Genomic DNA, 26510 nt, shown 5'->3' with positions numbered 1-26510 from the left:
GTTTGAAAGGGTTGTTGTTTACTAACGCGCTATTCCTTCTTTTTAGTCGGCAACTTCATCAATCTGTGCTGCATAGGGTTGTACCAAAATATCCGCCGGAATTCCGAGTCCTTTATGCAATTTCTGAATCATCTCAAGTGATAAAGCACGCTTCCGATTCAAGACTTCTGACACACAGGCATGCGATCCGAGATAGGTTTCGAGGTCAATTTCGGATAGCCCTTGGCTCTCCATATAGTGAAGAATTGCTTCAATGGGATCTGGCAGAGGAATTGGGTAGTGCTTATCTTCATAAGCCTCCACTAACGTGACAAGCACATCAAGTTGATCTGCTTCTGGTGAACCCTGTGCTGCATCCCAAAGCTGATCAATGGTCTTCAGTGCAGTTTCATAATCTGCTTCGGATCGGATCGGTTTAATATCCATAGTTATTCCTTAAATCGTTGAGGCATCAATTCTATCATAGGCACTGTGTGTTCCAATGAATCGAATATAAACGATGCCAGATTGATAATGGATAGCGGTTACTAAACGATAATAATTCCCTTTGATATTAAAGACTACCCGGTTGCCTTTGATAAAACTGGCATTTCGATAATCAACTTTTACATCGGACGGCGTTTTCCATTCAGCACGTTTCACACGCGTATACCACGTTTTAAGTGTCGCTTCCGCATCAGAGTGTTTTTCCCAAAATTCTTTCAAAGCTCTACGCGAGATAACTCTCATATAAGTATTATACCATTGAGATGAAAATTTGTCCTGCTGAATAGTAAACGGACCAGAAAGTAAAAGTGTTATACAAAGAATCCTTTACTGTATATCTCTCAATATCTATTGACGGGAAAGACGCTTTCACTGTTAGGTTTGAAAGGGTTGTTATTTACTAACGGGATATTTCCCTTTTTTCGTTCAACGAGTTCCCAATTGCCTGTTTTCCAGTGTTTTTCGTAGGCATAGATAACATTAATATCTTCAAATTCCAGCCAGACACATTTCGCTTGTGGGTGAATCTCGTCGTCTATGGAGGCGACAGCGTGTTCATGATTTGCAGACCAGATCAGGCATTGCTGTTTGGGTTCTCCTGCTTCTGCGTCTGGTGATGTGAATAGGTCTTTGTATTGCACCACCCACCCCTACAACTCATGAATTGTTGCCTCAAGCGTTTCTATATCCACAACGGCAACCGTTGCTTTCCCTGTTGTCCACCCCCCTGTTTCACCCGGATTGAGCAATAGAGATTCACCTTTCTGGATGTCTATCTGGTGGGTGTGTCCATAGATCACGATGTCAAAATCGCCGCTTTTGGCGATAGGGATGGCGAGTTCAGGGTAGTGCATCACAGCGATGTTTTTCTCACCGAGGGATGCGCTTGCGAGGTTAGGGTGTACTTCACCACCGATGGCTTCAAATCGTTTGGCAACGACAATGCGTTCACCGTCATTATTTCCGAATACGCCGACAACGCGGCAGTTCAAGTCTCCTAACGGATCAATAGCAAACGGCGCGATAAAATCACCTGCGTGGACGACCAAATCTACACCGATCTCATTAAAAAGCGCGACAGCGCGTTTGACGTTCGGGATGTTGTCGTGGCTATCGGACATAACACCAAGTTTCATATTTTTAATTTTCCTTTTTTATCGTTATCAGTTATCGGTTTTCGGTTTTCAGTTAAAGAAGTTCGTCGAATCCGTAAAGTGTTCTAAAGTTAGGGACTGACAACTGACCACCACCAACCGTTTACATTACGGGCTTAGGTCTCGCGAAATGGGTTTAGGCAACTACTGAAATAGGCACTCTATGAATGACATTGCCAAGGTACCCTTTCGGATTCCACGGTTGCGTGAAAGGCTGCGCGGCACCTGTATCGTCATAGGCACGTGCCCATATTTCATAGTACCCCTTGTTTGCAAGGGTGAGTTCGGTTTCCCAATGGGACCAAGCATATCTGTTTGATGGCTGGAGCAACTGGGTTTCTTGCCACTGCAGACCGAAATCTGTAGAGACCATAACTTTATCAATCTGATTTTCGCCTGCCCATGCGTGTCCTCTAACCTTTATAGGAGTGCTCGCGCCGAATTCCAGAGATGATTGTGGCTGGGTAATCAAGGACTTAACCTGCCATGCAGTCGCGATGCGCATATCCTCGACTGGCGGTTTATCTCCGGGTGCTATCGGATAAGCGGGGATGCGATAAGAATAGCCGCTCATTTTTTCGGAGTCGTGAACCGTATGCCGCACCCAGATACGATTGAGCCATTTCTGCATTGCACTACCGATCCATCCGGGGACAATCAATCTCGCGGGGAACCCGTGGGCGGCTGGCAACACTTCTCCGTTCATCTTAAGAGCGATGAGCGTGTGCTCATCCATTGCCTTTTCAATCGGGATTCCTCGTGAAAAAGGTTCGCTGCCATCGTTGGGTAGATCCTCGCCGTAGTTTCCGGTATAGACAGCACTCGGTTTTACACCTGCGGCTTGCAAGACATCACGCATGCGTACGCCTGTCCATTCACTACAGGCAACGGCACCACGTTGCCACGGTGTTCCGCTAACTTCCGGTACAAATAGGCTTCTCCCGTTTCCGGCACATTCCAATACGACTTCCATAGTAACCTGCGGGAAACGTGTCAAGTCATCCATAGACAGTGCCAGTTCTTTATGGACTTCACCGTCTATGACCAATTTCCATCCACGGATATCCTTGTTTACCGCTCGTTCTGGAATGCCGCTGTTGTTACGAACGAAATGTCGTTCTGTGGGGGTAACATCGTCGTTGAGGAGGTGCGGGGCAAACTCGCCGTTAAAAGGGATCTCCGAATGGACAAGCATGTCCGGTTTCGGGAGTCCTGCTGCTTGTGGGTCTTCCAAGACAACGGGCGTGAGTCCTCTGTCCAACAACCCTCGATCAACGGCTTCGCAGCCAGCACCAAACATGCCCAGACTCGCGAGTAGTGCCGTTTTACCTACCGTAGTAAGAAAGTCCCGTCTTGTTGTGTCAGGAACAGTTTTATGCCAATCTGTAAAGCTGGGTTTGTGCGTGCTTTTTGGCATCATTGGAATTCTATTTGAAAAAAGAGACGGGCTTTCCTCCTACCGCGAAAGCAGTCGGAATCCAGCCCGAAAGGTAGGGGCGAGGTGACCTCGCCCTCTACAACTAATCATCGTCGCGTTCGCTGAGTAACTCACCCCGTGCGAGACGTTCTGCGTTCTCAGTGGACCACAAAATGTTCTTCATGAGCTTCTGAGCGGTGATGTAACGCGTCGCTGCCAACAGATGCATCCTTTGTTCTTCAAAGTCAACTGACAAGTCGTAATGCCGGAAGGCGACTTCGAGGACCTGGAACATGTGGAGTTCCGCGTCTTCACGTAGCAGGATGTGTGCGAGCGTTCGTTTCAGCGCGTCAACATCATGCCCTTCTTCAAGATACTGGTTCACCAGAATTTCTGCTTCGTAGACCTTTTGGAAGTCAGCGAACTCTTGGAGTCGATCTAACATCTTGTCAGGAGCGTCGTAAGTTTCATCAGGTATCCGTTGCCCAGGTCTCGGAATACGGGCGGCGGGCATATTCAACCAGCGCAAGTATGCCAAGTAAACGACTCCGTGAAAAATGCCGCGTAGGAGATTAGCACTCGGTGCATACTGGAAAGCGTGATAAAGGGCGTGCGAGTATGAGTAAATGTTCGCGACATCGTGCCAGTCGCCTTCGTTTTTGAGATGGAACCGGGCAGTGCGAACCGCCGAGGCATAGGTCATCGCGCGGCAGATGTCAGTCAACTCGACCCCTGCGCGAATTTTCTCTTCAACCGCGGCAACAGTAGGTTCAAACTCATCACCGAGTAGCGTCTGTGTAAATGCTGAAATATCAAGATCTGATTCGTTCGCTTGATTGTCTTCCCATATACTGTCAAGTCTCTCAAAGACGGGTTCTAAGACAGGTACAGCGTCAGCCCACCGAGAGGTTTCCTCATGCCGTGTTCTACCGACAAGATCAACGACAATCGGGCGTAAAATCTCGTGTGATCCTTCCCAGTTGACGTAATCCAACGCCTCAAACATTTTATTCGCAAAATCGAGGGCGTGTCCATCGCCAGTGAAGTAATAGTCAGTTGCTGCCGTGTACACGAAATCTGCGAGGACGGATTTATCGTAGGTTCGGTCATTCAGCGTTAGCAAGATGCGTTCTGCTGCGCCGCCGTGGCGTTTATCAATAAAATAACGGAACCATCGCATTAGTGTTTCGAGGTCGTGTTCCTCAATTACTCGCGGGAAGGGTGCGCGATAGGGGCGTGCGCTTCCCGTTGTTCTACGGCTGATCTGGCTTAATCCGTGTACGAGAAACAGGTTGTGGTCATCTGGGTCAACGTCATCCCACAAGTTCGCTGCGAGTGTGAGGATCGCAACACCTGACGACCAGCCATCACTACTTTTATGTGCACCGTAGTGGAGGCCTTGTTGAATAATCTCCGCGGGTGTCGCGCCTGCATCACGCAGTGCGGTGACAGCCTTAGCGATAAAGAAGGTGCTGCGGTCTTTAAGACCCCGCTCAAGTGCCCGCTTGCCGTTTGCGATGACACGCTGTTTTGCTGCCTCTCGCTCGCCTTTTCCTAACCCGACGTACAAATAACCGTCCTCTCGGGCTTCAACAGGAAAGGCTTTCAGGTCATCACCGAATGCCAAGAAGCATGCACCCGATTTGAGGTCAAATTCCCAATGGTGCCAATGGCAGATCAGGACACCGTCCCGGATACTCCCTTTGGACATCGGATACCCCATGTGCGGGCAACGGTTGTCAACGGCGTAAAATTTGTCGTCGGACTTGAAAACAGCGAGATGCGTGCCGTTAACATGAAAGGGTTTACCTTCTAATTCTTCAAAATCTTCAGCGGGGCAGAGTTGATGGTAGACAAGTTCGGTTTCGTCTATTTCTATTGGTGGTGCTTCAACGTGGATAGAACCGATGCCGGTTTCCTCAAGCGCAGAAGTTGGCGTTTGCACAGTCTTTTCCTCCTATTGAAGATTTTTTGTCCTTCATTTTTGGATAACAAGCATTTCACGTGTACTATCCAATAGTATATGCCACTTTCCAAAAAATGTAAAGAAAAAAGAGAGGTTATTGTCTATCTAACAGTTTCGTGGCGGAAGCAACCCTGCCAATTCCCCGACAAGAAATCCCACCTTAAATCAGGGACAATTTTGAACCTATCTACAACAATAAATTTGTCCTCTGTTTTCCGATCGTTGCGGCTCAATCTTTGTTCCTAACGAAAGGAATCTTACTGTAATACCTTAAATGCCGCCCCTCTGGGGCTTGGGTCTCTGGTTGCTGCATGTTCTACACAGATGCCGTCCCTCCGGGACTCAAGAGAGTTTTGGAGTATACCAAGTTTGTGTCTAAGGTACAGCGCGGTTAATGAAGATAAATTTTTTAATTCGGTAATTCCTTAGAAACCCGGGGCGGTTAGGAAACCGCATCTACCGGACCTGCGGAAAATATAAAGTCACCGAAATATTTTCTTAAACTTCGTCAAACCGCGCCTACTGGATATGGAGAATGCAGTCATTATTTTTTTAGATTGACACTTATGGAGCACTTACCAAGCATGCCTACCAAAAGATCGGAAAATCTATTCAAATACTTCTGCATTAGGCCGCCCACGATAGAGAACAACACTATACTGCAACTTCAGAGCCTCATCGGGTGCGATATGGAACGGTTCATAATAGACCGGAGATGGATGGATTAAGCAGTAGTTCTCACGGTTGCGGACCCACCACGTTGTCGGGTAGCGGGGGTTATCGGGATGGTCAACGATAGCGACACCGTAGGTTTCGCTGTCAGTCGGGTGTTGTGAAGTGAAGCTGCACCACCGACTCTGTTGACCGAAGATGTCCATCGGTTCAGTACGTCCGTCGGCATCTAACAGGTTGCCCGGCGTGATGCTATTGTCAAATCGGATTGCCATACCGCTGTAGAATCTGCCGTCTGCACCGGGTTCACCGCGTCGTAAATCCAAAACGACCTCACGCGCGTTCGGCTGAAGCGTCAGCGACACAGAAATCTGCATCGTATCGGCTGTCGGTGGATGGACGGTTATCTCTCGTTGTTCCGTGAGATGCGTTGTGCCTTGCCAATCTATCCACGCGTTTTCTGTTGTTAAACTTGCGCTGTCGGCATCTGCATTTTGGGCAACAATCTGCTGGTGGACGATCCTGCCGAAGCCTGTCGGATCGCTACCGGGTGCCGGTTGTTCCCAAAAATTGACATCGTTGACCTTTTTCCATGCGACCCAGAGACCTTGGTGATGCACATGATCACCGGGTTCGTTCATCGTGAGCGGCGGCGCACCGGGCAGGTTCAATGGATGACAGAAGGGCCGGTTGCCATCTTCGGGAAAATGATAACCTAAGACCTGTTGATTGTTCCAAGCGACGGTTAAACTATTTTGTGTTTGTGAGAGTGAAAACATATTTTTATCCGTAATGTTACTGGTTTCATATTTGCCAACGAATTAGAGGTCTTGCTCTACATGATAACCATGTTCTGCGAGCGTAGTAGATACAGCTGTCCAGATGGCTCGTGCTTGTTCAAGTGCCTTGGATGCGTCCGCGTTCGTGGCTTCCGGCATGTCACTCGGGTATCGGGCTTCAGCTGCCCATTCTGTTAGAGATGCCAAATCTGAATGCGCAGCTTTGAGTTGCCAACTCTCAGGGACCAAACTCCGCAGAACATTCAAGTCATGCGTTCTCGGAAAATCAATCTCTAAGAAGATTAATACCGCCTTGAGTGCCTTCTCAGCAGATTGTTGTGCGTACCAACAAGATTGACGAGGCGGCAAGTGTCGTTGCTCTAAAAGGGTTTCAGCCGTTATCAAGTCTTCTTCGGCATAACGCAGCCAGCGAGCGGTATCTGCGAGTCGGTCAGTTATTTGCATAAAGGACGTGTCCTTCTTGTTGGGCATAACGCAGCACCGACCCGACTCGCTTGCGGTGCCGTTCAAGTTCTTCGGTCGTTGATACAAGGATGTCCTTCGCCACAGGCAAATCCGCCAAAGCAACTCGGATGTCAATGGCAGTTTTCCGTTTATCTGTGAGTTCCGCGAAAACCACGAGGAGGTCTATATCGCTATGCGGATCTGCGTCCCCTCGTGCCTGCGAACCGAAGAGGATAATCTGTAGTGGGTCAAAGTCGCGCACGATGCGCTCTGTCATGATTGAGATAAATTCGTTATTCATCCTATCTTTACCTTCTAATTTTCTAACTCGGTGTTTCCTACGAGCAAGTAATTCGCCGAGGTTATAGGATTGCAACTTCCATCATGCTCAAGCGAGAACGTCGTTTCTAATTGAGGTATAGGTTCACGACTTCGCGTTCCAGTGCTAAGCCTTCCCATTCGTCATCGCCGGGTCCGTCGTAGATGAGCGTATGCGGTCCGGCAAAACCGGCTTTTTGGGTGAGTTCAAGGCATTGCACGTAATCTGCCTTGTCCATCTCGCGCGGGGCAGCGAAATGCGCTTTGGTGTGACACGATTCTGCCCGTGAAGCAATCGCAGCGAGGTCCTCGTATTTTGTATCGCCGCGCCAGTTGCCGAAGTCGAGACAGAGTCCTACCTTACCGTCTAATCCGTCTAAGATGGTGATGACGTTTTCGGGGGTAGAGAAGATAGAGAACCAGTTTTCGCTCATTAAACGGATGCCTGCGGTATCTGCGCGTTCGGTGAGTTGGGAAAGGACATCTCGGCTCTGTGCTACGGTCTCCGCTGATGGATCTGCCTTGCCACCGATGACCCGTGCACACTTCGCACCGAGTTCACCAGCAATGTCAATCCACTTTTCTATCCAAGCGATGTCGCGCGCTGCTTCAGACGGGTGCGTGATGTCGCCGTCGTCAATGAGTAAGGAGAAGAGTTCGACATCGGCATCTGCGAGTGCTGCGCGGAGTTCTGAGAGATAAGACTGCTCAACAGAGGGCAGATGGAAATGGCAAATCTCCAAGGTCCGAATGCCGAATTCGGCAATGTGTGCGGGTAATTCCAAGAGTGGAATAGGACCATTGTTATGGGTTTCGGTAGGAATCTGCATGCCGTGCGCGGGTCCGGTGAATCCGGGTTTCCCGAGTTGCCGATGCAAACTCCATGTTGAGACTGAAAGGCGTGGTGTTGACATAGTTTTAATTCTCCAAAGTTGTAGACGCAAACGTTAGATGTGTGGATAGGTCTCACGGACTTACATGAGTATAGATTTTAGTATCTCAAGAATATCCTTATGGTGTGAAGGGCTAAGCATTCCGAACACTTTCACCATCTCAATAACTATTCTGCAATTGCTTTCATCTATTACAAATTGGGCTGTTTCTTTTACCTGTGCGGTACGACCAATTAGATTTTCACTTGCTTGAAGTTCTGTTATAGGAAAACATAAGTAGAGCATTGGTTGGATACCAATTGCTCTTTGCTTCTCGCTTATGGTAATTTCCGCAATGATTTCATATGTTCCAAATTTATATACAAGTTGCGGATACTTCAGGGTCATTTCAAAAAATGTTGTGTTATTGATTTGTTTTTCAATAGGATGTGTTCTGGTTATCTGGCAATCAGGGTGATTAGAGATTAAGTTTTCTTCCTCCAGATTAGATAAAAATTCAAGAGTTTCCTTTAATTTTGAAGAAGTAATCACACCCCAAAAATAGAAGTAATACAAATATTCGGACAACTCGTACAAGACCTTTTTCTTACCGTTGTATGCAATGAACGATATATGAGGCAGGGAGGAACCATCCCTTTCCTTGTATTCTAAATCGTAACCTATTTGCCACTCAACATAATTGTTTTGAGTGAAAGGGACACTTCTCGTAGCATGTGGTATGCCATACTCATAAAACATGCTTCTTGACTTAATTCTTATTTTTCCACTATGTCTTGTCAGAGGAATATCTGCAAGGATTTTCTTGTTTTCTTTATCAAACATGATGCGCCCCTAACAACGATTTGAAATACATATCTAATTCAGACTCAACCTGTTGTTTCTCTATCGGTTTGATCTGAAAATGCTTTTTCAGAGAAGGATGATGTCTAATAGCATCGCTAATGAAAGCAGATTTATATTTTTTGAACAGGTTATCATCTATAAGCACATCACAATTTCCGAAATAGAAAGGGAGTCTATGCAGGTTTCTTTTGAACACATCCACATAAGCATAGTAATCCAGTTTTCGTTTGTCAATTACAATTGTATTCGCGCTATAACTTTCAACAAAAGTGCGGTTTCTTTTTAGTGCGTTGATGTCTCGCATTGTCCAAAAAAATAGAGGATCATCGTATGTAGGTCGGTTCTTCTTTTTCGGATATTTATCAATATAACCGACAATATAATCGAAATCACCGAGACAAAAGCTTCCTATAGACATTGCGCCCCGCTGGGGCTTTATCGGTGCTGCGCGCTTTTTGTTATCTTTACCGTCTTCTACACGGAAGCGGAAGGAACGGATAAAACTGTACGTCATTCCTTGTGTGTCTCTCTGGTAAAGCGCGAGGACAATTGGGAAAGGCGTGTGCTTTGCGGATTCAGGAAATTCCGAACTGCTGATGAGTAGACCGTCTATCAATCTATAATTGGCGGTGAACTCCTTTAGTAGTTTGAAATTGGTGGGCTTAATTAAATAGGATAATGGATGTAAAACACAAATAACGTCTGCTTCGAGTTTATTGTAAGAACGGAGAAATGATATGCCTAAGTCCCGACATGCCAGGTCATCATCAATATCAAAATCGACACTTTTGATGCTTTGGCGAATCAGAGATGTTTTATCGTTATAGGGTGGGTTTCCGACGACTATCAAATCAGATTGGTTGGGAATACCGAATTTTGCTCTTGATACATCGCACAAAGCGTTCGTTTGAAAGAACTGAACTTTATTATCATTGCCCTTTTTTGCCACATCGATTGCAGTTTCGTCTATATCACACCCGATTGTGATAGCCTGCCCACGATTTTTCAGAAAATCCCCGTATCCACACGCGCTATCAATAATAGTGGTCTGTGAGTTCACATAAGGCGCGATCATCTCCCACGCTACATCTACAATTTCAGGGGGAGTATAATAACTGCCCAAATTCACTCTACTCTCATACGCTAAGTGTGCCTGACTCATTTTTTATTGAATCACAGTTTTTGATCAATCCACGCGACAACCTTTTTAACCATAACAGGGGTACCGTCGTCAGAAAAGACGTGGTCTACACCCGGAAGCTCAAGGAGTTCTGTGTCTTCGTTTGCGAACTGAAGGATATCGTGGCTATCTTCAGGTGGAACAATATCGTCTTCTGTGCCGTGAACGAGTAGCCACGGTACGGCAAATTTACTTGCTTGCTTTGCGACGCTGTCGATCGTTGCCATGTCATCCATATAGGCTTGTGAGAGTGGGCAATCCGGTTCGTCCCACATGAAACCCTCGTCGGGTGTAGCATCGCTAAATTCACGTTCCGCAAATGCTTTTGTATGCACCATTCCCGCAAGCGAAACAAGTGCTTCAATGCGTTCATCCATGGCGGCACGCAGCACGCCGACTGCACCACCCATACTATGTCCGACATAGCACACTTTATATTCACTGAGTGCGTCAATGACTTTACCGAGGTCGGCGACCTCTTTGGTGATAGTGGAATCTGTAAACGCGCCTTCCGATTCACCGTTACCGGAGAAGGAGAAGCGCAGCGCAGAGATCCCCGCAGCAGCGAGTCCTTCTGCTAAAGCGACGAGCGCAGGTCTGTCTTTGTTGCCCGTAACGCCGTGTCCGATCACCACAATTCTGTTGCCCTCGCCTTCATGGAAGGTGTAATCAAGGCGTTCACCGTGTTCGTTTTTAATTTCATTAAACATAAATTTTTAGTTTCCAAAAGTAATGGCTTATTTACAGTCAAAATTGACGCAGTAATCTGTCATATTCGTCATGAGGACCGATCCAAAACCAGTGGATTGCATTACCTTCCCGTAAACCTAAAGCACGCCACTCAATTCCGACTCGGACTGAGTAAATCGGTTCTATGGTATGCACTCGCTTGAATCGCAAACTTGGATGATTAGGGTTTTGTTGCCAGAGACGGTAACTTTTACGTGTTTTTTCCTTGACATCTTGCGGCAACTGCCGAAAACAAGCAAGAAAATCTCTTGTTAAATACGAGTTCACAACTCATCAATGTCCATTTTTTCACTATGCCCTGCTTTAATATCAGCACGGACTCTGTGTGCAAGTTGGGCGAGCTGATCCTGTGATTCGGCAAAAGCCTTACTCCATTTCTGTTCATCTTCCAGCTCTTCAAGAATCACAGCAGCAATGGCATCCTGTTCTTCAGGGGACAGTTTATAAACTTCGCTGAGAGCTTTTTCAAGAAGCGGTGTCATCAATGTTTTGGGTGTTTCCAACTTTAGTCAAACTTGGAAACACCTTCTCCTCTTTTTCACAAACTTGTTGATAGGTAGGCGTACCTCTGCTGTGCACCTACCTATATTCAAATGTGTGCGGTACGAATGCCTCGCAAATATTCTTGCGTAGCGAACTACGCACCGTGTCCGTTGCTCTTCAAAGCATCAACAACTCTTTCAGGTTTGATCGGCAGCTCGGTAATCCGTATGCCGATAGCATCTTTGACAGCATTTGCCATCGTTGCCAATGTTGGCGTGATAGGCGGTTCGCCGACCCCTTTGGCACCATACGGACCGTTCGGTGCAGGCACTTCAACAATAACAGACTCCACCGTTGGGAGATCCGCAGAGGTAGGGACGCGGTAATCGACGAAGCCGGGATTGATGTTCCCTTCTTCGCCGTACTGCATCTCTTCCATCATTGCCCATGCGTAACCTTGCACTGTTCCACCTTCAATCTGACCCTCAACCGCCATTGGGTTGATAGCGAAGCCGACATCTTGCGAAGCAACAAGTTTGAGGACTCTGGTTCTACCGGTGCCGGGATCAACTTCAACTTTAGCAATCTGTGCTGCGAGTGCGGGTGTGCTGGCTTGCCGTGCGAAGGAACCTTTTCCGACGATCGGACCGCCAGTCGTGGAGAGGCTATACGCCGCAAGTTCGCCCAATGAGATAGACTTCGGTGGTTCTGCGCTGATAACGTGGACGGCTCCATCTTTGAGCTCAAGATTCTCCACATTGGTATTCAGCCGTTCTGAAGCGAGTTCGAGAATCCGTCGGTGCGCGTCCTCAGCCGCCAATTTTGCGGTGTTCCCCATTGTGAACGTTACAACGCTTCCACCTGACCCTGTAGAATACGGTGCGGAATCCGTATCGCCGCGTCGTATTGTGACACTTTCATAAGGCACAGTCAGGATTTCGGCGATAATCTGCGAAATCGCAGTATCCGTACCTGTGATGTCCATAGACCCGTGGAAGATACGAACACTTCCATCCTCGTGAACAGAGACATAAACACCACCCGGGCCACAACCGTTTGTCCAATCACCGACAGCGACCCCCCATCCTTGGTTTTCATCGGCTTCCCGATCCCACCATCCAGCAGCATCAGCGACAGCCTCCAAGGTCTCTTTATAACCGACTTTAGGTTCACTGCCACCCGCTGGGACTTCATCGCCTTCTTCGCGCATGTTCATGAGACGGAATTTAACGGGATCCATACCGATACGTTCTGCTATCTCATCAAGTTGAGATTCACCTGCGAAAATGGCTTGCGGGGCTCCTGGTGCCCTATAAGCAGCTGTGCCGGATTTGTTAGTATGAACGCCGTAAGCGTCTACCTTGAGATTCGGAATCTTGTAGACACCACGGACCCGAATTGTGCTTCCAATCGATGCGCCGGAGACGGAGCCAGAATCCCAGAAGGCGAGTGCCTCGCGTGCGAGGATGCGCCCGTCATTCGTCGCACCTGTTTTCAGTTTGATAACGCACCCAGGTGCGGGTCTACCGTCAGTGAATTCCTCTTCACGCGTCATCTGCACGCGCACCGGACGCCCTGTTTTCTGCGAGAGTAGCACGGCGGGGACGTGCGTGATGATAACCCCGAAACGTCCGCCAAAGCCGCCACCCATCGTTGTTCCGATGACATTGATTTGCGTCAACGGGATACCGAGTGTTCCAGCGATACCGGATCGGATCGCAAACGGACCCTGTGTAGATGCCCAGACAGTAACCTTGCCGGACGAATCTGCACTGGCAACAGAGACGTGCGGTTCCATGTAAGTCTGGTGGACTCGCGGGATCACATAGGTGTCCTCAACAACGATATCAGATTCTGCGAATCCTTTTTCAACGTCGCCTGCTTCGGTATGGCTTTCAGCGGAAATGTTATAATAAACTTCGTCTGGATAGTTCTCTAATTCTGCTTCAAGTTTGCTGATTTCGTCGCTGTGGTCGTTCTCTTTATCACGAGACAATGTTCGGATTTGTCCACTGATTTGTCGCCGACTGGGACCATCTTTTGTGTCATCACCCTGCAAGCGCGGTGCTGAAGGTTTGATGGCTTCCATAACGTCTTGCACAACCGGTAGTACTTCGTAATCAATCTTAATGAGTTCAGCGGCTTCTTCAGCAATATCAGGATCGGTTGCGGCAACAGCAGCGAGCGGTTCACCTAAGTAAAGCACTTTATCGGTTGCAAAAACTCTACGCCCACTTGGCACATCATCTTGTGTGATGATTGCCCTGACACCCGGCAGTTTTTCGGCTTCGCTGGTATCAATGCTGCGTATATTGGCATGCGCGTGTTGACTACGGACAATTTTGCCGTAGAGCATGCCCGGGGGATGGACATCTGCACCGTATTGGGCGGCACCGGTCACTTTTTCGACGGCATCAACCCGTGCGACCGTTTGTCCGACAACAGTATATTCTGACATCTAATGCTCCTTTCTGAGTGATTGTCAGTTCTCGGTTCTCGGTTTTCAGTTAAGAGATATATTTTTACAATTCACGTGTAGTTGAAGCCTTCCATGGGCGGGTGATTTGTTAGAAAGACCTCTTAACCGATAACTGATAACTATTATGCACTGGCAACGAGATTGTGGAGTTTACCGCGTCCGATAGCAGTATTACATCTTTTACAGACTTTCACGGTATCTTCGCCAACTTCTCGTTCAAAAAGCACTTTCACGCCTGTGCGTTCACAAACTGGGCAGGTTCCACGACCATTGTTATATTCGCCTTGGTGGACGTTCCCATTTGGATCAACATAAAGGTGTCTTATGCCTGATCCCCGATGTGTCTTTGCCATGTTTTCTCCTTTTTTCAGAGTCATCAGTTATCAGTTATCGGTTATCAGTTAAGAGGGCTTGGGTAAGTCAAAACTTTCTTTGACTGACGACTGAAAACTGATGACTGAAAACTATTTTTCTGGTGTTCTTTATGCGGTTGTGCGGATCTCTTCCGCGGCTTTCAGAACTGCTTCAAGAATTTTTGTGTATCCGGTACAGCGGCAGATATTCCCGCCGAGCGCATGTCTGAATTCTTCTTCGGTCCTATCGGGATTTTCGTCTATGAGTGCCTTTGATGCCATGATAAAACCGGGGGTACAGAAACCACACTGATAGCCACCTGTTTCAATAAACGCCTGTTGGACAGGATGAAGTTCACCGTCACTGGCTAAGCCTTCGATTGTGGTAATCTCTTTTCCAGAGGCTGTGACACCGAGTACCATGCAGGACGTGACGGCTTTGCCATCAACGATGACGGTGCATGCACCGCAGTCCCCAGTGCTGCATCCCTCTTTGGTGCCTGTCAAACCGACCGTATCGCGAAGCACGGCGAGTAAGGTTTTTCGGGGTTCAATGAGTAAATCGTGTTCGTCTCCGTTGACTGTTAAATTGACAGGGAGTTTTGCCATATTTTTTCTCCTTGATTTATCGGACGATGCGAGGTATGACGATCAGTCCTCGCGTTAGATATAAATGCTTTCTACGCGCTTGCTCTCTCCAAAGCGTATTGGAGGGTTCTTCTTGTAAGGACATCGACCATCTCTCTGCGATGTTCAGCGGAGCATCGTAAATCGGATATCGGGCTGCATCCGGCTGCCGCTGCTTCACCGGCTTGTTCCAAAAGTTCTGCCGTAGGTGCGTTCCCATTTAGGAGGTTCTCTGCTTCCACCGCGCGAATCGGTGTCGGTGCGACTGCGGCGAGTCCGATCCGGGCATCTATAATCGTTCCGTTGTCCAAATTGACAGCAGCAGCAACACCGATAAACGCCAAATCCATTACTTCACGGATCTTGTGCTTGATGTAGTGCGAACCAGACGCAGGACTCGGGAGCCGGAAACGTGTGATAATCTCACCGGGTGTTAGAACCGTCTGCCCGGGTCCCGTGAAGAGCTCATCAATTGGCACGCTCCGTTCACTATCGGCACTTGCGATGTCAACCTGTGCATCGGCGACAAGCAACCCTGCAACCGTATCTGCCGCTGGCGAAGCATGTGCGATATTACCACCAATAGTTGCGAGATTTCGGATTTGGATAGAGCCGATTTCCGATGCCCCTTCCGCCAACGCGGTATGGTGTTGCTGAATGTCTCCAGACAACTCAACTTCGCGCACTTTTGTCGTCGCACCGATGCTAATACTATTATCGGCTTCCGTGGTGATACCCGCCAGTCCTGGAATTTTCTGTAGGCTAATCACAGACTCCGGTGTTTCAGTAAGTGCCTTCATACCGATAACGAGGTCTGTCCCGCCTGCGAGAAGCTGCGCGTGTTCCTCCGCGAACAGGCGAGATGCCTCCGCGAGGGTAGTAGGTTCATGAAACTCAAAACTTTTCAAATTTAATCCTCCATATCCTGTTCCTTCAAGGTAGTATCTTCTATTTGCTGCCTATTTTTGCACGCCCAACAACACATTAAAGGATACCCGATTAAAAGGGTATTTGTCAACCTTAAATCCGAAGCGTGTCGCTTTATGGAATCGGCCAACCCGGTGTCGGCTCGGTGCGGAGTGCTTCTATCTCATAAAGTTCTTCTACACTGATTTCGCGTCCGAGTTTCGCTGATAAGAGCGAACCGCTCATAATCTCTGTAACCTTCAAACCGACATCAGCATTGCTGACGGGCTGCGCGTCGCTGTTACAGGCGTTGAGAAAATCGCGGAACTTATCAGGGAAAGACTTCTCTGGCAGTTCCAATGGCGTTTCGACGAGATCGCTTTGATAACGCCTACGGTTGCCTTGATCGTCGGTATCCCACTTCCCCTTTTCAAGGAAGAGTTTATTGCCGCTGAACGAACCTTTGGAACCGAAAATGAAAATGCCTTGCGGGTGTTCCGCCAAATTACCTGCCCAACCGTGTTCATAAGTAAAGGACATGCCATTGGTGAACCGGACAAAGATAGACACGTGTTCCTCAACGTCGTTAATCTCCTCACCTGTGTACTCAGGGAGCATTCCACGGTAGGCGATACCACTGATTGTGGCAGGTTGTGGAGAACCAAGCAGATAGATAGAACGGTTGATGTCGTAGACCCCTGTATCGTATACTGTGCCACCACCACTATAGGCGGAATTAAGGAACCATTTGCCGAAACCAAACATATCGACATTAGGTCTGCCGCGGACGCGATAACTGGTGAGTCTACCGTAGTAGACATCGCCAAGTTGCCCAGAGGTGATGTAGTCCCGGATGGCGTAACTCGTTGGATCAAGGCATGTGCCACCACTCTGGTACGCGAGTTTAACGCCGGCCGCGTCGCAGGCATCACGCATATTTCTCGCCTCTGTTGCTGTCCGCGCCATAGGCTTTTCGCAGAAAACATGTTTTCCAGCCTGTGCAGCTGCAACGGTGGGACCTTCATGGACAAACGGGGGTGTCGCAAGACTGACGGCATCTAAATCGCATGCCTTGATCATCTCATTGTAGTCGCTGAAGATTTTGACTCCGTTGTCGGCATATTCTGCCCAGAGCGCAGCATTGGCTTTCAGTTGTTCGCGTGCCTCTGCGGTATCCGCCTTTTCTGCGTCGGCTTTTGCGGTTTCGGCGCGTGCCGCTGCGCCCGACAAGACTTCCGCGTGTCGCCGCTTTACGTTCGCTTCCACTGTATCGCAGACAGCAACGATTTCAGCGTGCTGCGGATGCGCGAGGTATCCGTTGACGTGTGAGCCGGATATCATACCACACCCGATAATTCCGATTTTAATCCGTTTTGACATTATGATACTCCTTACTGATATTCTAATCACACCAAGTTTGTGAGAGATATTCTTCGCTTAAGATTGCCGCCATCCAGAAATTGTTCTTACAGTGAACCCGATGGCGAGCGTCCGGCACCTACTTTGACGTGTGTATCTGCCAACTGGACTTCTACATGGGCAATACACTCTTGGAGGTTCTTAAACGGAGCACTCGGATATGATTCTATGCTGAAATTGAGGTCGTTTTCGCCGAAGGTTACCATATCCACGCCCGGTTTTGCCAATTTGTGGACGTTAATCACGGCATCAACGGATTCAATCTGTATGATAAGGATACCGTTGTTGTTCCACCACTCGGCATATTCAAGGCGATCCATGCCGCGGTCGATGCCGTACCCACTACTGGGACCCCAACTCCGTTTTCCCTGCTGAGGATAATAGAAGGCATCAATCGCCTCATCCACGGTTTCAATTTTCTCAACCTGTGGCACGACAATAGCAAGCGGACCTAAATCTAACAGGTTGCCTATCAAGTAAGCGTTTCGGGTGTGTTTGATACGGAGTTGTACACCGATACTGAATTCGTTTGCCATCTTACAGAATTCAACGAGTTTGTCTTCGTTCGCGGCTGCATGCTGGTGATCAGTCCCGATTAAATCGTAGTCATCTCCGCTTAGGACGGTTTCCATCTCGTCGCGGGTGCAGCCGAACGGGACACCACCGGCGATCTTAATCGGCTCTTTATTGTGAATGCGTTGTTTTAAGGACACAGGGATAACCTCCTTGGGGTTTGGTCGAATTGTGAAGTCTGTCTCTATTATAAGTGTTTCTTGATTTTTGTCAAGCGTTCTGCATTTTTATTTTTCCCTCTGAAATCTTGAAAATTTTACCAGATTCTGCTAATCTGTATCCTTAACACATCTTGAACAGCAGAGAGGGATTTAATGTATACCATCCATTCTACTTTGACGGAAGAAGAAAAGTGGTATTTTGACTTACATGGGTTTCTCGTTTTAAGAAATATTATCCCGAAGGACGAGATTACGGAGATGCTGGATCTCCTTCAGCACTGGCTAACAATTGATGAAGCCGACATTCCACCACCGCTTGACCGTGGACGGCAAGAACCTTGTAAAACACACATCGGACATATCCAATATGGACACCATCTCTTTCAAGACCTTGCGATGAATCCAGAGGTTATGCGGGTTGTTGCGGGGTTAACAATGAACGCCCCGCGCCTGTTCCACTGTAATTTCACGATGATGACGAAGCATGATGCGCCACAACATTTTCACCGTGATGATAGTGGGTTTAGATTTCCACCGGGGTTCCGCAATCCGCACAACGATTATCAAGCCGCTGCTGGACATATCTATTGTAGCCACATTGCGACGTGGGTGGCTTTGGTAGACGTTCCGCCCGGCACAGGTTTTTGCCTCGTTCCCGGCAGTCATAAATCGCTGTTTCAGACACCAGAGAATTTGCCCGTGCAGCACGATCCGCCCACCTCAATTACGCTTCCGATGACAGCTGGTGACGTGGTGATCTTTTCAACAAATCTACTCCACGATGCAAGCCCATGGACAGAGGATTATCCGCGGATGAACATCTTTCAACGCTACCAATTGAGTGCCTATTTCAATGAGACTGGGAAGGGTGGTTACCCACTTGACGAGCATCGCGATAAAATCTCGGATGCACAATATGAACTGGAATCGCTATCAAAAGAGGTGAAAGCGGCAGTGAAGCCTATTTTACCGAATGGAGGATAAGAATGCGTTTAAAAGGACAAGTCTGTATCATTACGGGTGGCGGCAGTGGTATCGGTCGCGGTGCCGCGCTCACAATGGCAGAAGAAGGGGCAACGGTTGTTATTATCGGCAGAACTGAATCAAAATTGACCTCTGTTAAAGCCGAAGTTGAAACAGCAGGTGGCACAGCGACGACTTACGCGCTCGATGTGGCGGACTATGATGCTGTTGCGCAGATGGCTGCCGATGTGCTTGATAAACATGGGCGAATTGATGTGCTGGTGAACAATGCTGGACACAGCTCACACAATCGGCGGCTCCTGAACACGACACCTGAAGAGGCGCGATCGGTGATTGATTCTAATCTGATCGGCACCTTTTTCTGTACACAAGCAGTTGTACCGGCGATGTTAAAGGCGAAATCGGGAACGATTATTAATATCTCGTCGCTTGCGGCGGTCACACCGGGTCCCTTTAGCGGTTTCGCTTACGGCGCGGCGAAGGCGGGTGTTATCAACTTCACCGAATTTCTTAATTCGGATTTGAGGAACACAGGTATCCGAGCAAGTGTCATCATCCCCGGTGAAGTGGCAACACCGATTCTGGACAATCGCCCAATCCCGCCAGATGCGGATGCGCGCGCGACGATGGTAGGTGTAGACGAAACCTCAGCGGCGATTCTACTCATCGCGACGCTGCCGCAGCGGAGCAACATCCCCGAATTAGTCATCCGTCCGACGATGCATCGGAATATGACAGGCGAAGTCGTCGAATTGGACGATTAACAGACTACTGACGGTAAATTGTTGTTTGCGGATAATACCGTGCCCACGCGAACCAGTAGATATTAACGGCGGGAACGCGTTCTAAACGTTTTCCCTTATCTTTACCTGATGTTGCCTCACCTGTGACCAGATTCCAGCGTGTTCCGGTGTTATCCTCTACAAAATGCCCATCTTGAGAACGAAAGTTTCGCACATCTTTCGCGACATTCCGCTTAAAAACAGCCGTTGCGAACGATACCTTATCGTGGAAAATTAGCAATGGCACCTCGCCAACCATATCGTTGATTACGGTAGTTTCGGCAAAGTGTGTCAACGGGTACGCGCGAAACTGTGTGTTATAGGGATCGAAATTACCACTCCGTCCAGGAGCACCATCTTGTCCAGCAGTGCCGTCCTGTCCACCATCTCCACCGTCCCCACCATCTCCACCGCGTCCACCGGCACCTCCGTCTCCACCATCTCCACCACGTCCGCCGTCGGCACCGTCCTGTCCATCAGCACCATCACGCCCAGGAGCACCATCTTTAGTCTGCAGTTGAACACCGATCACGAGGGATTTATTGGGTAACCTATTATCGGTATATTCCATGCCGCTGACACCGGCACGTCGGCTGGCATGGTAGTCTGCGTAGGCATCTTGGCTTCTGCTCTCGCGCATGCCACCTCCCGTAGGTACAGACAACACCTGGGTCTTCGGATAGTTTAGCTGCCATGTTTTCCATGCAATCTGCGGCATGGAGGCGAGCATCTTCAACCGCTTACCGGTAAGGGGCCCTTGTATCGCTTCCCCAGTGATATGCGACCAGAGGGAACGGGTCTGATGGTCGTACATCAATAGCGCGTCCCGCCACAATTTACCACTCACACCGAAGGTATACGTCTTACCGTCAAGATCGCGACTATACACGATAGCCGTTTTGCAGAGCGGTCACCACGTCGTGGCGATGTTCAATCCGCCCACAACATCGTTGACAATTTCGTGTCCGTTGAGCAGATAGAGCGAGTAAGCGTGGCTTTCGTCGTTGAAGGTTACGCCGATGACGGGGGCATCCGGGTCTAATTTTGCGGCACCAGCAGAAACGAATTGGGGTTCAGTAATCGCGGGAATCGCATCAAAGGGCAGTAGAGTACGGATTTTGTCGTCGCTGTAATCTGCCTGATCTTCGGCACTTGCGCAGGAGATGGTGGCAAGTAGGAGTATAAGAATGAGTGTGTAGTTTTTCATGATCTTTTCCCTGTTTTTCTCCATAGGAGTATGATAATATTATTTTTCTTCAAATGTCTTATATGAGTGGATGTTCTCCCGCGAACATTAACAACTTTCTCCGGTTAACATGTTCAATACGATTCATATTTAAAGCATCAACTGTGGCTCTACCTGTCCGCGTGCGTCCGATAATATAAAGGAGATTTTCACTCCACATAAAGCGCCGTTTCCATCGTTTAGTCCGCGGGTTAAAGAGTGGACTCCGTTGACCTGTTTGTGGATCGGGGGCATATATTTTAGTGTGTTTATGTGTGTTGCACCATGGGCACGCCCATGCCAAATTGGCTAATTCGGTTTTTCCGCCAGCATTTCGTGGGAGGATGTGATCACAATGGAAGGAAGCATTACTGACATTATCAGAAGATCGGCAGTACTCGCAAAGCCCGTTCGCCCGCTCTCGGACACGGCGACGTAAAGCAGCAGGGACGGATTCAGAAGGCATTACTTCCCTCTTTTAATCCCAGTTCGGCAGTAATCTCACCTAAGGTTTTTCCCCTGCTTTTAGCTAGGGCGGTGAGTGCTTTAATGCGCTTCAGGTTCTGGGCTTCTAATTGGCTCAACAATGCCTGATATTCTATCAGTTCATCTTCACTTAGAGTTTCATCTTCGCACTTGCGCCATAGTTGCTGATACCGCTGCTGTTCTTTTTCCGGCAATTGCGAGTTCTCTTGAATAATTGTTAGTAAGAAAACTTCCTTATCAGTGCTGTGTTTAGGACCTTGCGAGTTGGTTTGTGCCACAGGGTTCCCTCCTTGCGTATAGATTCAAACAAGCGATGATGTGTTCAGCGTCTTGGTCATTTGGCTATGTATTAGACAACCGTAACTAACCTGAGTTTGATAAATACTTAAGGAGACGCATTTCCTCTTAAAGTCCCCCTGATAAGGGGGATTTAGGGGGTTAAATTCCTAAAATCTGCCCTTTTTCGCACAATTTGCGTCCGCCCTGACTTCTAATACTTTTTTTCTAACTCACGTTAACTATTAAATTCAGTATAGCATATCAAGTAGGATAAGGACAAATTAAAAAATTGAAAAGGACTGAATTTAGGGGTTTGGCATTATTCGGTTTGGGTTTTGATACCGTGGATTAGGTTCCTCTTACTTTACGCAAGGAGTTTCCGTTTGAAGGTGTTCCTACAGTCAACGCTACTACTTAAAAGTTGGAATAAAATATCAAGCATGCTATAATGTTTCTTAAATTATAGCACAATTACCAAAGGAACACAATAATGAACGAAACTTCAATTGAGTTACTTGAATCATTAACACAAGCAGACGGGATCCCGGGTTACGAAGGAGAAGTGCGGGATGTTTTTCGCGAGAGAGCCTCTGGTGTTGGTCCAATTGGGACGGACAAATTGGGGAGTATCTTCTGCACGCGCGCAGGAAGTGCTGAACACCCACGCATTGTGCTCGATTCACATTGAGACGAAATCGGTTTTGTTGTACAAAATGTTACAGATAAAGGGTTCGTCAAGTTTCTGCCGCTCGGCGGCTGGTGGGCGCATACACTTTTAGCACAACGCGTCAATATCACAACGAAGTTGGGGAAAGTGCCGGGTGTTATCGGCTCCACACCACCGCATCTGCTTTCAGGGTCACGTGATAAGGTCTTAGACATAAAGGACCTCTTTATTGACATCGGTGCCGAGAGCGAGGAACAAGCAATAGAAGAATATGGTGTGGTCACGGGGTGTCCGATCGCGCCTTATGGTCCCTTTATGCGATTGAAAAATGACAAACTGCTCACTGCTAAAGCGTTTGATAATCGTGTCGGTGTTGCGATCGTGATTGATGCACTTTTGCAGCTCGACGAACATCCGAACACCGTTATTGGCGCAGGAAGTGTGCAAGAAGAAATAGGATTGCGGGGAGCCAGGACGATGGCGGCAAGTGTGGAACCCGATCTGGCGATTGTGCTTGAGGGGCCCCCTGGTGATGATACCCCAGGGTTAAGCGTTGGAAATACACAAGGGAAACTTGGTGGCGGCGTACAAATTCGGATTATTGATTCATCAATGATTGTCAACCCAAAATTGGCGGATTTTGTGGTTGAGACAGCAAAGCAACATGAGATACCGTATCAACTTGGTGTGCGTCAATCCGGTGGAACAGATGGTGGTGCGATCCATCAATTCGGAAGAGGTGTGCCGTCCGTTGTACTCGGTGTACCGTCCCGTTATATCCATAGCCATGTCTCAATCATTAACACTGATGACTATATGGCAGCGTTGGATTTGACGATGCATCTTGTGCGTGCAATTGACGCATCTGTTTTGGAAGGATTTCTGTTCGATTAGTCACACATTTGAAGCGTGCTCTCTGACTTGGAGGATAAACAGTGGAAACGACCTTACCGAAAATCTCGTTTTGTGGGCATCAAATCAGTAAGTTGGTAATAGGCGATAACCCGATTTACGGCTATTCTCACTTTAACCAACTCCTTTCGCAACATCAGCAGGCGTATCATACACCGGAGCGGGTCGTGGCAACGCTCAAACGGGCGGAGGAAGCCGGGATCAATTCTTGGCAGAATAGTATGACGGAACGCTCGATGTCTGATCTACAACTTTACCGAGATGCGGGTGGCACGATAAACTGGTTCTGCCTTAGCCAAGGTTCCCGCTGGTACGAGGATCCCGACCATGTTTTTGAAGCTGCGAAACACAATCCGATCGGTATGGCACCACACGGTGGTGGTGTTGGGCAAAGATGTTTGCGCGAAAACAGACTTGATTTCCTACAAGACATCCTCAAACGGATTCGTGATACCGGGGTACTTGTCGGTTTGTCTGTGCATGATCCGAGACTTCTGCATATTGCTGAAGATGAAGCATGGGATATAGACTATTATATGACAGGCCTCTATAATCTCCACGGTGGTAGCGAAAAATTTACCCAAAAATTTGGCTACGCGCCGTTGGGTGAGATCTACGCGCGGGAGGACCGCGATGAGATGTGTAAGGCGATCCAACGTACGGAGAAGCCGTGCCTTCTCTTCAAAGTGCTTGCGGCGGGTAGAACCATTGGAAGTCCAGAACAGATTCGGACAGAAATAAAGTTCGCGATAGAAAACACCAAGCCGATTGATCCGTTGTTGCTCGGTATGTATCAGCAGTTCGGCGATCAGATCGGTCAAAATGCCCAATTGATTACGGAACTCTGTGCAGAATTGGCGTAATTTACCAGCTTCGTGCGAAGTCTTTCGACTCGCTTATACATCATGGAGGCTGAAAAATGGAAATGCGTACATGTGGAAAATCTGGGATTGAGATCTCAGTGATGGGGATCGGTTGCTGGTCGTACGGTGGTGGTGATTATTGGGGACCGCAGGCACAGTCGGATGTTACTGCTGTTGCCAACGCGGCGTTGGATGCAGGCATCAATTTTTTCGATACGGCAGAGGGATATAATAACGGACGCAGCGAGGAGGCACTTGCTGTCGCACTCAAAAACAGACGACACGAAGCGGTCATCGGCACGAAGGTAAGCAAACCCGATCCCGCTACGATACGCGAACGTTGCGAAGCGAGTCTCGAACGCTTGCAAACGGATTATGTAGACATCTATATGATCCATTGGCCCGACGATGAAATCGCTATTGAAGAGAGTATGGCTGAACTTACACGCCTACAGGAAGATGGACTCATCCGTGCTATCGGTGTAAGCAACTTCGGGGTGGAGCAGCTCACGGCAGCACTTGAGACGGGAGCATCTATTGCGGTGAATCAACTCTGCTATAACCTCTTGTCACGGGCGATAGAGCCTGAACTACTCCCGCTGTGCCGAGAGCATAACGTCGGCATCTTGGGGTATATGCCGCTGTTACAGGGTATATTGACTGGACAGTACAAAAGCGCAGAGGAGATACCGCCAGTGCATTCTCGATTTCGGCATTTCCGAGATGACCGAGCACAGGCTTCGCACGGTGAAGAGGGTGCCGAAGAAGAGCTGTTTGAGACGCTGGAGGCTATCCGAGAAATCGCCGAGGCTGAGCATGTCCCAATGGCTCGGCTTGCTATTGCATGGGCTATGGCGAGACCGGGGATTACATGCATGCTCGTTGGTACCCGCAATGTAAGTGAACTGACGGAAAACCTACATGTTGTCGAATACACGCCGTCTGCTGATGTGATTGAGAACCTTGACACAGTCACATCACCGCTCTTAGAAAAGATGGGAGCAAACCCAGACTATTTTACGGGTGCGCGTATTCATTAGTTTCATGCAAGGGGTACATTGTCCGTACAAAGTGTTCCGACAGGAGAAGGATTTACATAATGGCAGAACAGTTAGGCATTAGATTCAATAAAGACTTCGGGAATCCATTGGCAACGGCAGCTGCTGATATTACACAAACGAATGCCGATGGTGAACTTGTTCCCTTTAACGCAAGAACAGAAGTATCTCTTTGACAAAAACGGATGGCTCCTAGTGCCGGGTGTGTTGTCAGAATCAGAGGTTGAAGAGATGCGCGATTTCTGTTACCGTTTAAAAGATGACCCTGAAACAATTGTACCACAACACCACCGCTCAACTTACGGAGGACCTCTGGAGAAGTTGACGGATCATCCTGTGGTTGTGGCGTTCGGGAACGAGTTTCTCGCATCCGCTTATCTCGCCTCAGAGACCTGCTACGGTTTCCGCATGGAGATGAGTTTTATGGCGTTGCGTTCTACAACGGACGATCCGCCCTTCACATTTAGTCCACATAACGGTAACGGTATGTTTCGGATGCCGGGTGATTGCCACCAATATCAATGTCTACCCGGACAAGCGTATAGCGGTTTGACGCGCGTTGTCTGGGAGCTTAACCCTGTGGAAAAGGGCGACGGCGGCACGATGTTCATTACGGGCAGTCACAAAGCGGCTTATACCGCACCGGAGGATGCCCATACGCAAGACTGGGAATTTTGGGATACCTATTCATGTCCTGCTGGGTCTGTTATTATCTTCACAGAAGCAATTACGCATAGTGGACAAGCATGGCAAAACCCTGATGTTGATCGGGTCGCTATTTTCAATGCTTATAACTCAGTAGATAAGCGGTGGACCCTGTCGAGACCGCCGCAAGCGTTACTTGAGGAGATGCCTCCGAAACGCCAGACCCTCTTCCGTGATGCTTATGTGAAAGGCAACGTAACCGGCACAGCGTTTGATATGGCACTGTAACCCTACTGAAGGATGAGAGATGGTTATCAGTTTCCAATGAAGTCTCGCTACCAGCGAATTGTGCCTCTATTCTTTGAAAAAGATGTGTTTGATAAGGTAAAATAAATTGTGTAGCATACAGATGCGTCACTTCAAGGTAATGTTGTTAATCTTTTAGGACTTACGTAGTTCGCCCACTTTTCTACACCGAACTTTTAGGTAAGTCACGAGGTTATGAAGTGAAAGGAGGATTTTGGCCATGGTAGAAACAGTTGAAACCCTTGCCCAGCGGTTAACTCAGTTAGAAAAAGCAGTAGAAAACATAACATTACAACTGTCTTGGATTGCCACTGAATTAGGGGGCGATGCCGACTGGAAAAAAGATGCACAACTAAAGGCACATTCTATGGGAAACAAC

Annotated in this window: 32 protein-coding genes; 8 read left to right on the top strand and 24 right to left on the bottom strand. The window is 48.2% G+C overall.

Annotation, left to right across the window (positions count from 1 at the left end; translation table 11 throughout):
- Nucleotides 1–42: 42 nt before the first annotated feature.
- The 21 genes from OXH00_00175 to OXH00_00075 all read right to left on the bottom strand — a co-directional run bounded on the left by OXH00_00175 (nucleotide 43) and on the right by OXH00_00075 (nucleotide 17903).
- Nucleotides 43–426: a transcriptional regulator gene (locus tag OXH00_00175; GenBank protein MCY3739412.1), complete on the bottom strand. Its 384-nt coding sequence runs from the start codon at nucleotides 424–426 to the stop codon at nucleotides 43–45.
- A gap of 9 nt (nucleotides 427–435) precedes the next feature.
- On the bottom strand, nucleotides 436–729 hold the full coding sequence (locus OXH00_00170) for a type II toxin-antitoxin system HigB family toxin (protein MCY3739411.1): 294 nt from the start codon (nucleotides 727–729) through the stop codon (nucleotides 436–438).
- Nucleotides 730–827: 98 nt separating this feature from the next.
- On the bottom strand, nucleotides 828–1127 hold the full coding sequence (locus OXH00_00165) for a hypothetical protein (protein ID MCY3739410.1): 300 nt from the start codon (nucleotides 1125–1127) through the stop codon (nucleotides 828–830).
- 9 nt (nucleotides 1128–1136) lie between these two features.
- Entirely contained in the window at nucleotides 1137–1622 is a 486-nt protein-coding gene (locus OXH00_00160; protein ID MCY3739409.1) for a metallophosphoesterase, read from the bottom strand.
- Between the two features lie 154 nt (nucleotides 1623–1776).
- Nucleotides 1777–3060 carry a sulfite oxidase gene (locus OXH00_00155; protein ID MCY3739408.1) on the bottom strand — a complete coding sequence of 428 codons (1284 nt, stop codon included), beginning with the start codon at nucleotides 3058–3060 and terminating at the stop codon, nucleotides 1777–1779.
- 100 nt (nucleotides 3061–3160) lie between these two features.
- Nucleotides 3161–5002: a Rieske (2Fe-2S) protein gene (locus OXH00_00150; protein ID MCY3739407.1), complete on the bottom strand. Its 1842-nt coding sequence runs from the start codon at nucleotides 5000–5002 to the stop codon at nucleotides 3161–3163.
- Nucleotides 5003–5631: 629 nt separating this feature from the next.
- Nucleotides 5632–6474: a PmoA family protein gene (locus OXH00_00145; GenBank protein MCY3739406.1), complete on the bottom strand. Its 843-nt coding sequence runs from the start codon at nucleotides 6472–6474 to the stop codon at nucleotides 5632–5634.
- A gap of 42 nt (nucleotides 6475–6516) precedes the next feature.
- On the bottom strand, nucleotides 6517–6939 hold the full coding sequence (locus OXH00_00140; GenBank protein ID MCY3739405.1) for a HEPN domain-containing protein: 423 nt from the start codon (nucleotides 6937–6939) through the stop codon (nucleotides 6517–6519).
- Nucleotides 6926–7240: a nucleotidyltransferase domain-containing protein gene (locus tag OXH00_00135; protein MCY3739404.1), complete on the bottom strand. Its 315-nt coding sequence runs from the start codon at nucleotides 7238–7240 to the stop codon at nucleotides 6926–6928. Before OXH00_00135 ends, OXH00_00140 begins: the two co-directional genes overlap by 14 nt.
- 106 nt (nucleotides 7241–7346) lie before the next feature.
- The gene (locus OXH00_00130) at nucleotides 7347–8171 is read right to left on the bottom strand and encodes a TIM barrel protein (protein ID MCY3739403.1); all 825 of its coding nucleotides are present in this window, start codon (nucleotides 8169–8171) and stop codon (nucleotides 7347–7349) included.
- 60 nt (nucleotides 8172–8231) lie between these two features.
- Complete coding sequence (locus OXH00_00125) at nucleotides 8232–8972, bottom strand: R.Pab1 family restriction endonuclease (protein MCY3739402.1); 741 nt, start codon at nucleotides 8970–8972, stop codon at nucleotides 8232–8234.
- Entirely contained in the window at nucleotides 8965–10155 is a 1191-nt protein-coding gene (locus tag OXH00_00120; GenBank protein ID MCY3739401.1) for an N-6 DNA methylase, read from the bottom strand. The genes OXH00_00125 and OXH00_00120 overlap by 8 nt, the downstream gene beginning before the upstream one ends.
- A gap of 11 nt (nucleotides 10156–10166) precedes the next feature.
- On the bottom strand, nucleotides 10167–10883 hold the full coding sequence (locus OXH00_00115; protein ID MCY3739400.1) for an alpha/beta fold hydrolase: 717 nt from the start codon (nucleotides 10881–10883) through the stop codon (nucleotides 10167–10169).
- Between the two features lie 37 nt (nucleotides 10884–10920).
- Complete coding sequence (locus OXH00_00110; GenBank protein MCY3739399.1) at nucleotides 10921–11190, bottom strand: hypothetical protein; 270 nt, start codon at nucleotides 11188–11190, stop codon at nucleotides 10921–10923.
- Nucleotides 11187–11405 carry a hypothetical protein gene (locus OXH00_00105; GenBank protein MCY3739398.1) on the bottom strand — a complete coding sequence of 73 codons (219 nt, stop codon included), beginning with the start codon at nucleotides 11403–11405 and terminating at the stop codon, nucleotides 11187–11189. The genes OXH00_00110 and OXH00_00105 overlap by 4 nt, the downstream gene beginning before the upstream one ends.
- Nucleotides 11406–11560: 155 nt before the next feature.
- Complete coding sequence (locus OXH00_00100) at nucleotides 11561–13864, bottom strand: xanthine dehydrogenase family protein molybdopterin-binding subunit (protein MCY3739397.1); 2304 nt, start codon at nucleotides 13862–13864, stop codon at nucleotides 11561–11563.
- A 143-nt stretch (nucleotides 13865–14007) separates the two neighbouring features.
- Nucleotides 14008–14238 carry a hypothetical protein gene (locus OXH00_00095; protein ID MCY3739396.1) on the bottom strand — a complete coding sequence of 77 codons (231 nt, stop codon included), beginning with the start codon at nucleotides 14236–14238 and terminating at the stop codon, nucleotides 14008–14010.
- Nucleotides 14239–14367: 129 nt separating this feature from the next.
- The gene (locus OXH00_00090) at nucleotides 14368–14847 is read right to left on the bottom strand and encodes a (2Fe-2S)-binding protein (protein MCY3739395.1); all 480 of its coding nucleotides are present in this window, start codon (nucleotides 14845–14847) and stop codon (nucleotides 14368–14370) included.
- A gap of 71 nt (nucleotides 14848–14918) precedes the next feature.
- Nucleotides 14919–15773: a xanthine dehydrogenase family protein subunit M gene (locus OXH00_00085; GenBank protein ID MCY3739394.1), complete on the bottom strand. Its 855-nt coding sequence runs from the start codon at nucleotides 15771–15773 to the stop codon at nucleotides 14919–14921.
- Between the two features lie 133 nt (nucleotides 15774–15906).
- Entirely contained in the window at nucleotides 15907–17151 is a 1245-nt protein-coding gene (locus OXH00_00080) for a Gfo/Idh/MocA family oxidoreductase (GenBank protein MCY3739393.1), read from the bottom strand.
- 86 nt (nucleotides 17152–17237) lie between these two features.
- A complete protein-coding gene (locus tag OXH00_00075) occupies nucleotides 17238–17903 on the bottom strand; it encodes an aldolase/citrate lyase family protein (GenBank protein ID MCY3739392.1) in 666 nt (221 codons plus the stop codon).
- A 174-nt stretch (nucleotides 17904–18077) separates the two neighbouring features.
- On the opposite strand from OXH00_00075, the gene OXH00_00070 reads away from it, so the two are divergent.
- Together OXH00_00070 and OXH00_00065 are read left to right on the top strand one after the other, a co-directional pair.
- Nucleotides 18078–18908: a phytanoyl-CoA dioxygenase family protein gene (locus OXH00_00070; GenBank protein ID MCY3739391.1), complete on the top strand. Its 831-nt coding sequence runs from the start codon at nucleotides 18078–18080 to the stop codon at nucleotides 18906–18908.
- 2 nt (nucleotides 18909–18910) lie between these two features.
- Nucleotides 18911–19672 carry an SDR family NAD(P)-dependent oxidoreductase gene (locus OXH00_00065; protein MCY3739390.1) on the top strand — a complete coding sequence of 254 codons (762 nt, stop codon included), beginning with the start codon at nucleotides 18911–18913 and terminating at the stop codon, nucleotides 19670–19672.
- A gap of 4 nt (nucleotides 19673–19676) precedes the next feature.
- Here the strand turns inward: OXH00_00065 and OXH00_00060 are convergent, their stop codons facing one another.
- From OXH00_00060 to OXH00_00050, 3 genes are read right to left on the bottom strand one after another with little or no spacing between them, the layout of a single operon-like run.
- Nucleotides 19677–20897, bottom strand: a complete 1221-nt coding sequence (locus OXH00_00060) for a DUF3179 domain-containing protein (protein MCY3739389.1) — start codon at nucleotides 20895–20897, stop codon at nucleotides 19677–19679.
- Between the two features lie 58 nt (nucleotides 20898–20955).
- A complete protein-coding gene (locus OXH00_00055; GenBank protein MCY3739388.1) occupies nucleotides 20956–21381 on the bottom strand; it encodes an HNH endonuclease signature motif containing protein in 426 nt (141 codons plus the stop codon).
- Nucleotides 21371–21679, bottom strand: a complete 309-nt coding sequence (locus OXH00_00050; GenBank protein MCY3739387.1) for a hypothetical protein — start codon at nucleotides 21677–21679, stop codon at nucleotides 21371–21373. Before OXH00_00050 ends, OXH00_00055 begins: the two co-directional genes overlap by 11 nt.
- Before the next feature lie 491 nt (nucleotides 21680–22170).
- Here OXH00_00050 and OXH00_00045 point away from each other — a divergent pair, with 491 nt between their 5' ends.
- Genes OXH00_00045 through OXH00_00020 form a run of 6 tightly spaced genes read left to right on the top strand, consistent with a single transcriptional unit; the run spans nucleotide 22171 to nucleotide 26113 of the window.
- On the top strand, nucleotides 22171–22368 hold the full coding sequence (locus OXH00_00045) for a hypothetical protein (GenBank protein MCY3739386.1): 198 nt from the start codon (nucleotides 22171–22173) through the stop codon (nucleotides 22366–22368).
- 6 nt (nucleotides 22369–22374) lie between these two features.
- Nucleotides 22375–23241 carry a M20/M25/M40 family metallo-hydrolase gene (locus tag OXH00_00040; GenBank protein ID MCY3739385.1) on the top strand — a complete coding sequence of 289 codons (867 nt, stop codon included), beginning with the start codon at nucleotides 22375–22377 and terminating at the stop codon, nucleotides 23239–23241.
- Nucleotides 23242–23282: 41 nt separating this feature from the next.
- Entirely contained in the window at nucleotides 23283–24122 is an 840-nt protein-coding gene (locus tag OXH00_00035; protein MCY3739384.1) for a hypothetical protein, read from the top strand.
- Nucleotides 24123–24178: 56 nt separating this feature from the next.
- Complete coding sequence (locus OXH00_00030; GenBank protein MCY3739383.1) at nucleotides 24179–25162, top strand: aldo/keto reductase; 984 nt, start codon at nucleotides 24179–24181, stop codon at nucleotides 25160–25162.
- Nucleotides 25163–25221: 59 nt separating this feature from the next.
- On the top strand, nucleotides 25222–25356 hold the full coding sequence (locus OXH00_00025) for a hypothetical protein (protein MCY3739382.1): 135 nt from the start codon (nucleotides 25222–25224) through the stop codon (nucleotides 25354–25356).
- Nucleotides 25310–26113, top strand: a complete 804-nt coding sequence (locus OXH00_00020; protein MCY3739381.1) for a phytanoyl-CoA dioxygenase family protein — start codon at nucleotides 25310–25312, stop codon at nucleotides 26111–26113. Before OXH00_00025 ends, OXH00_00020 begins: the two co-directional genes overlap by 47 nt.
- Nucleotides 26114–26510: the final 397 nt, after the last annotated feature.

This window comes from Candidatus Poribacteria bacterium (genome assembly GCA_026706025.1).
Classification (GTDB): Bacteria; Poribacteria; WGA-4E; order WGA-4E; family WGA-3G; genus WGA-3G.
The sequence above is the reverse complement of the archived record's forward strand: the minus strand, read 5'-3'. Positions and strand labels throughout refer to the sequence as shown.

Coding starts and splice junctions, on each gene's coding strand:
- OXH00_00065 (MCY3739390.1), top strand. CDS start 18,911: ATGCGTTTAAAAGGACAAGTCTGTATCATTACGGGTGGCGGCAGTGGT.
- OXH00_00135 (MCY3739404.1), bottom strand. CDS start 7,240: ATGAATAACGAATTTATCTCAATCATGACAGAGCGCATCGTGCGCGAC.
- OXH00_00125 (MCY3739402.1), bottom strand. CDS start 8,972: ATGTTTGATAAAGAAAACAAGAAAATCCTTGCAGATATTCCTCTGACA.
- OXH00_00120 (MCY3739401.1), bottom strand. CDS start 10,155: ATGAGTCAGGCACACTTAGCGTATGAGAGTAGAGTGAATTTGGGCAGT.
- OXH00_00130 (MCY3739403.1), bottom strand. CDS start 8,171: ATGTCAACACCACGCCTTTCAGTCTCAACATGGAGTTTGCATCGGCAA.
- OXH00_00045 (MCY3739386.1), top strand. CDS start 22,171: ATGAACGAAACTTCAATTGAGTTACTTGAATCATTAACACAAGCAGAC.
- OXH00_00080 (MCY3739393.1), bottom strand. CDS start 17,151: ATGTCAAAACGGATTAAAATCGGAATTATCGGGTGTGGTATGATATCC.
- OXH00_00175 (MCY3739412.1), bottom strand. CDS start 426: ATGGATATTAAACCGATCCGATCCGAAGCAGATTATGAAACTGCACTG.
- OXH00_00095 (MCY3739396.1), bottom strand. CDS start 14,238: ATGGCAAAGACACATCGGGGATCAGGCATAAGACACCTTTATGTTGAT.
- OXH00_00070 (MCY3739391.1), top strand. CDS start 18,078: ATGTATACCATCCATTCTACTTTGACGGAAGAAGAAAAGTGGTATTTT.
- OXH00_00020 (MCY3739381.1), top strand. CDS start 25,310: ATGGTGAACTTGTTCCCTTTAACGCAAGAACAGAAGTATCTCTTTGAC.
- OXH00_00140 (MCY3739405.1), bottom strand. CDS start 6,939: ATGCAAATAACTGACCGACTCGCAGATACCGCTCGCTGGCTGCGTTAT.
- OXH00_00170 (MCY3739411.1), bottom strand. CDS start 729: ATGAGAGTTATCTCGCGTAGAGCTTTGAAAGAATTTTGGGAAAAACAC.
- OXH00_00155 (MCY3739408.1), bottom strand. CDS start 3,060: ATGATGCCAAAAAGCACGCACAAACCCAGCTTTACAGATTGGCATAAA.
- OXH00_00025 (MCY3739382.1), top strand. CDS start 25,222: ATGGCAGAACAGTTAGGCATTAGATTCAATAAAGACTTCGGGAATCCA.
- OXH00_00115 (MCY3739400.1), bottom strand. CDS start 10,883: ATGTTTAATGAAATTAAAAACGAACACGGTGAACGCCTTGATTACACC.
- OXH00_00055 (MCY3739388.1), bottom strand. CDS start 21,381: ATGCCTTCTGAATCCGTCCCTGCTGCTTTACGTCGCCGTGTCCGAGAG.
- OXH00_00145 (MCY3739406.1), bottom strand. CDS start 6,474: ATGTTTTCACTCTCACAAACACAAAATAGTTTAACCGTCGCTTGGAAC.
- OXH00_00100 (MCY3739397.1), bottom strand. CDS start 13,864: ATGTCAGAATATACTGTTGTCGGACAAACGGTCGCACGGGTTGATGCC.
- OXH00_00090 (MCY3739395.1), bottom strand. CDS start 14,847: ATGGCAAAACTCCCTGTCAATTTAACAGTCAACGGAGACGAACACGAT.
- OXH00_00030 (MCY3739383.1), top strand. CDS start 24,179: ATGGAAATGCGTACATGTGGAAAATCTGGGATTGAGATCTCAGTGATG.
- OXH00_00105 (MCY3739398.1), bottom strand. CDS start 11,405: ATGACACCGCTTCTTGAAAAAGCTCTCAGCGAAGTTTATAAACTGTCC.
- OXH00_00160 (MCY3739409.1), bottom strand. CDS start 1,622: ATGAAACTTGGTGTTATGTCCGATAGCCACGACAACATCCCGAACGTC.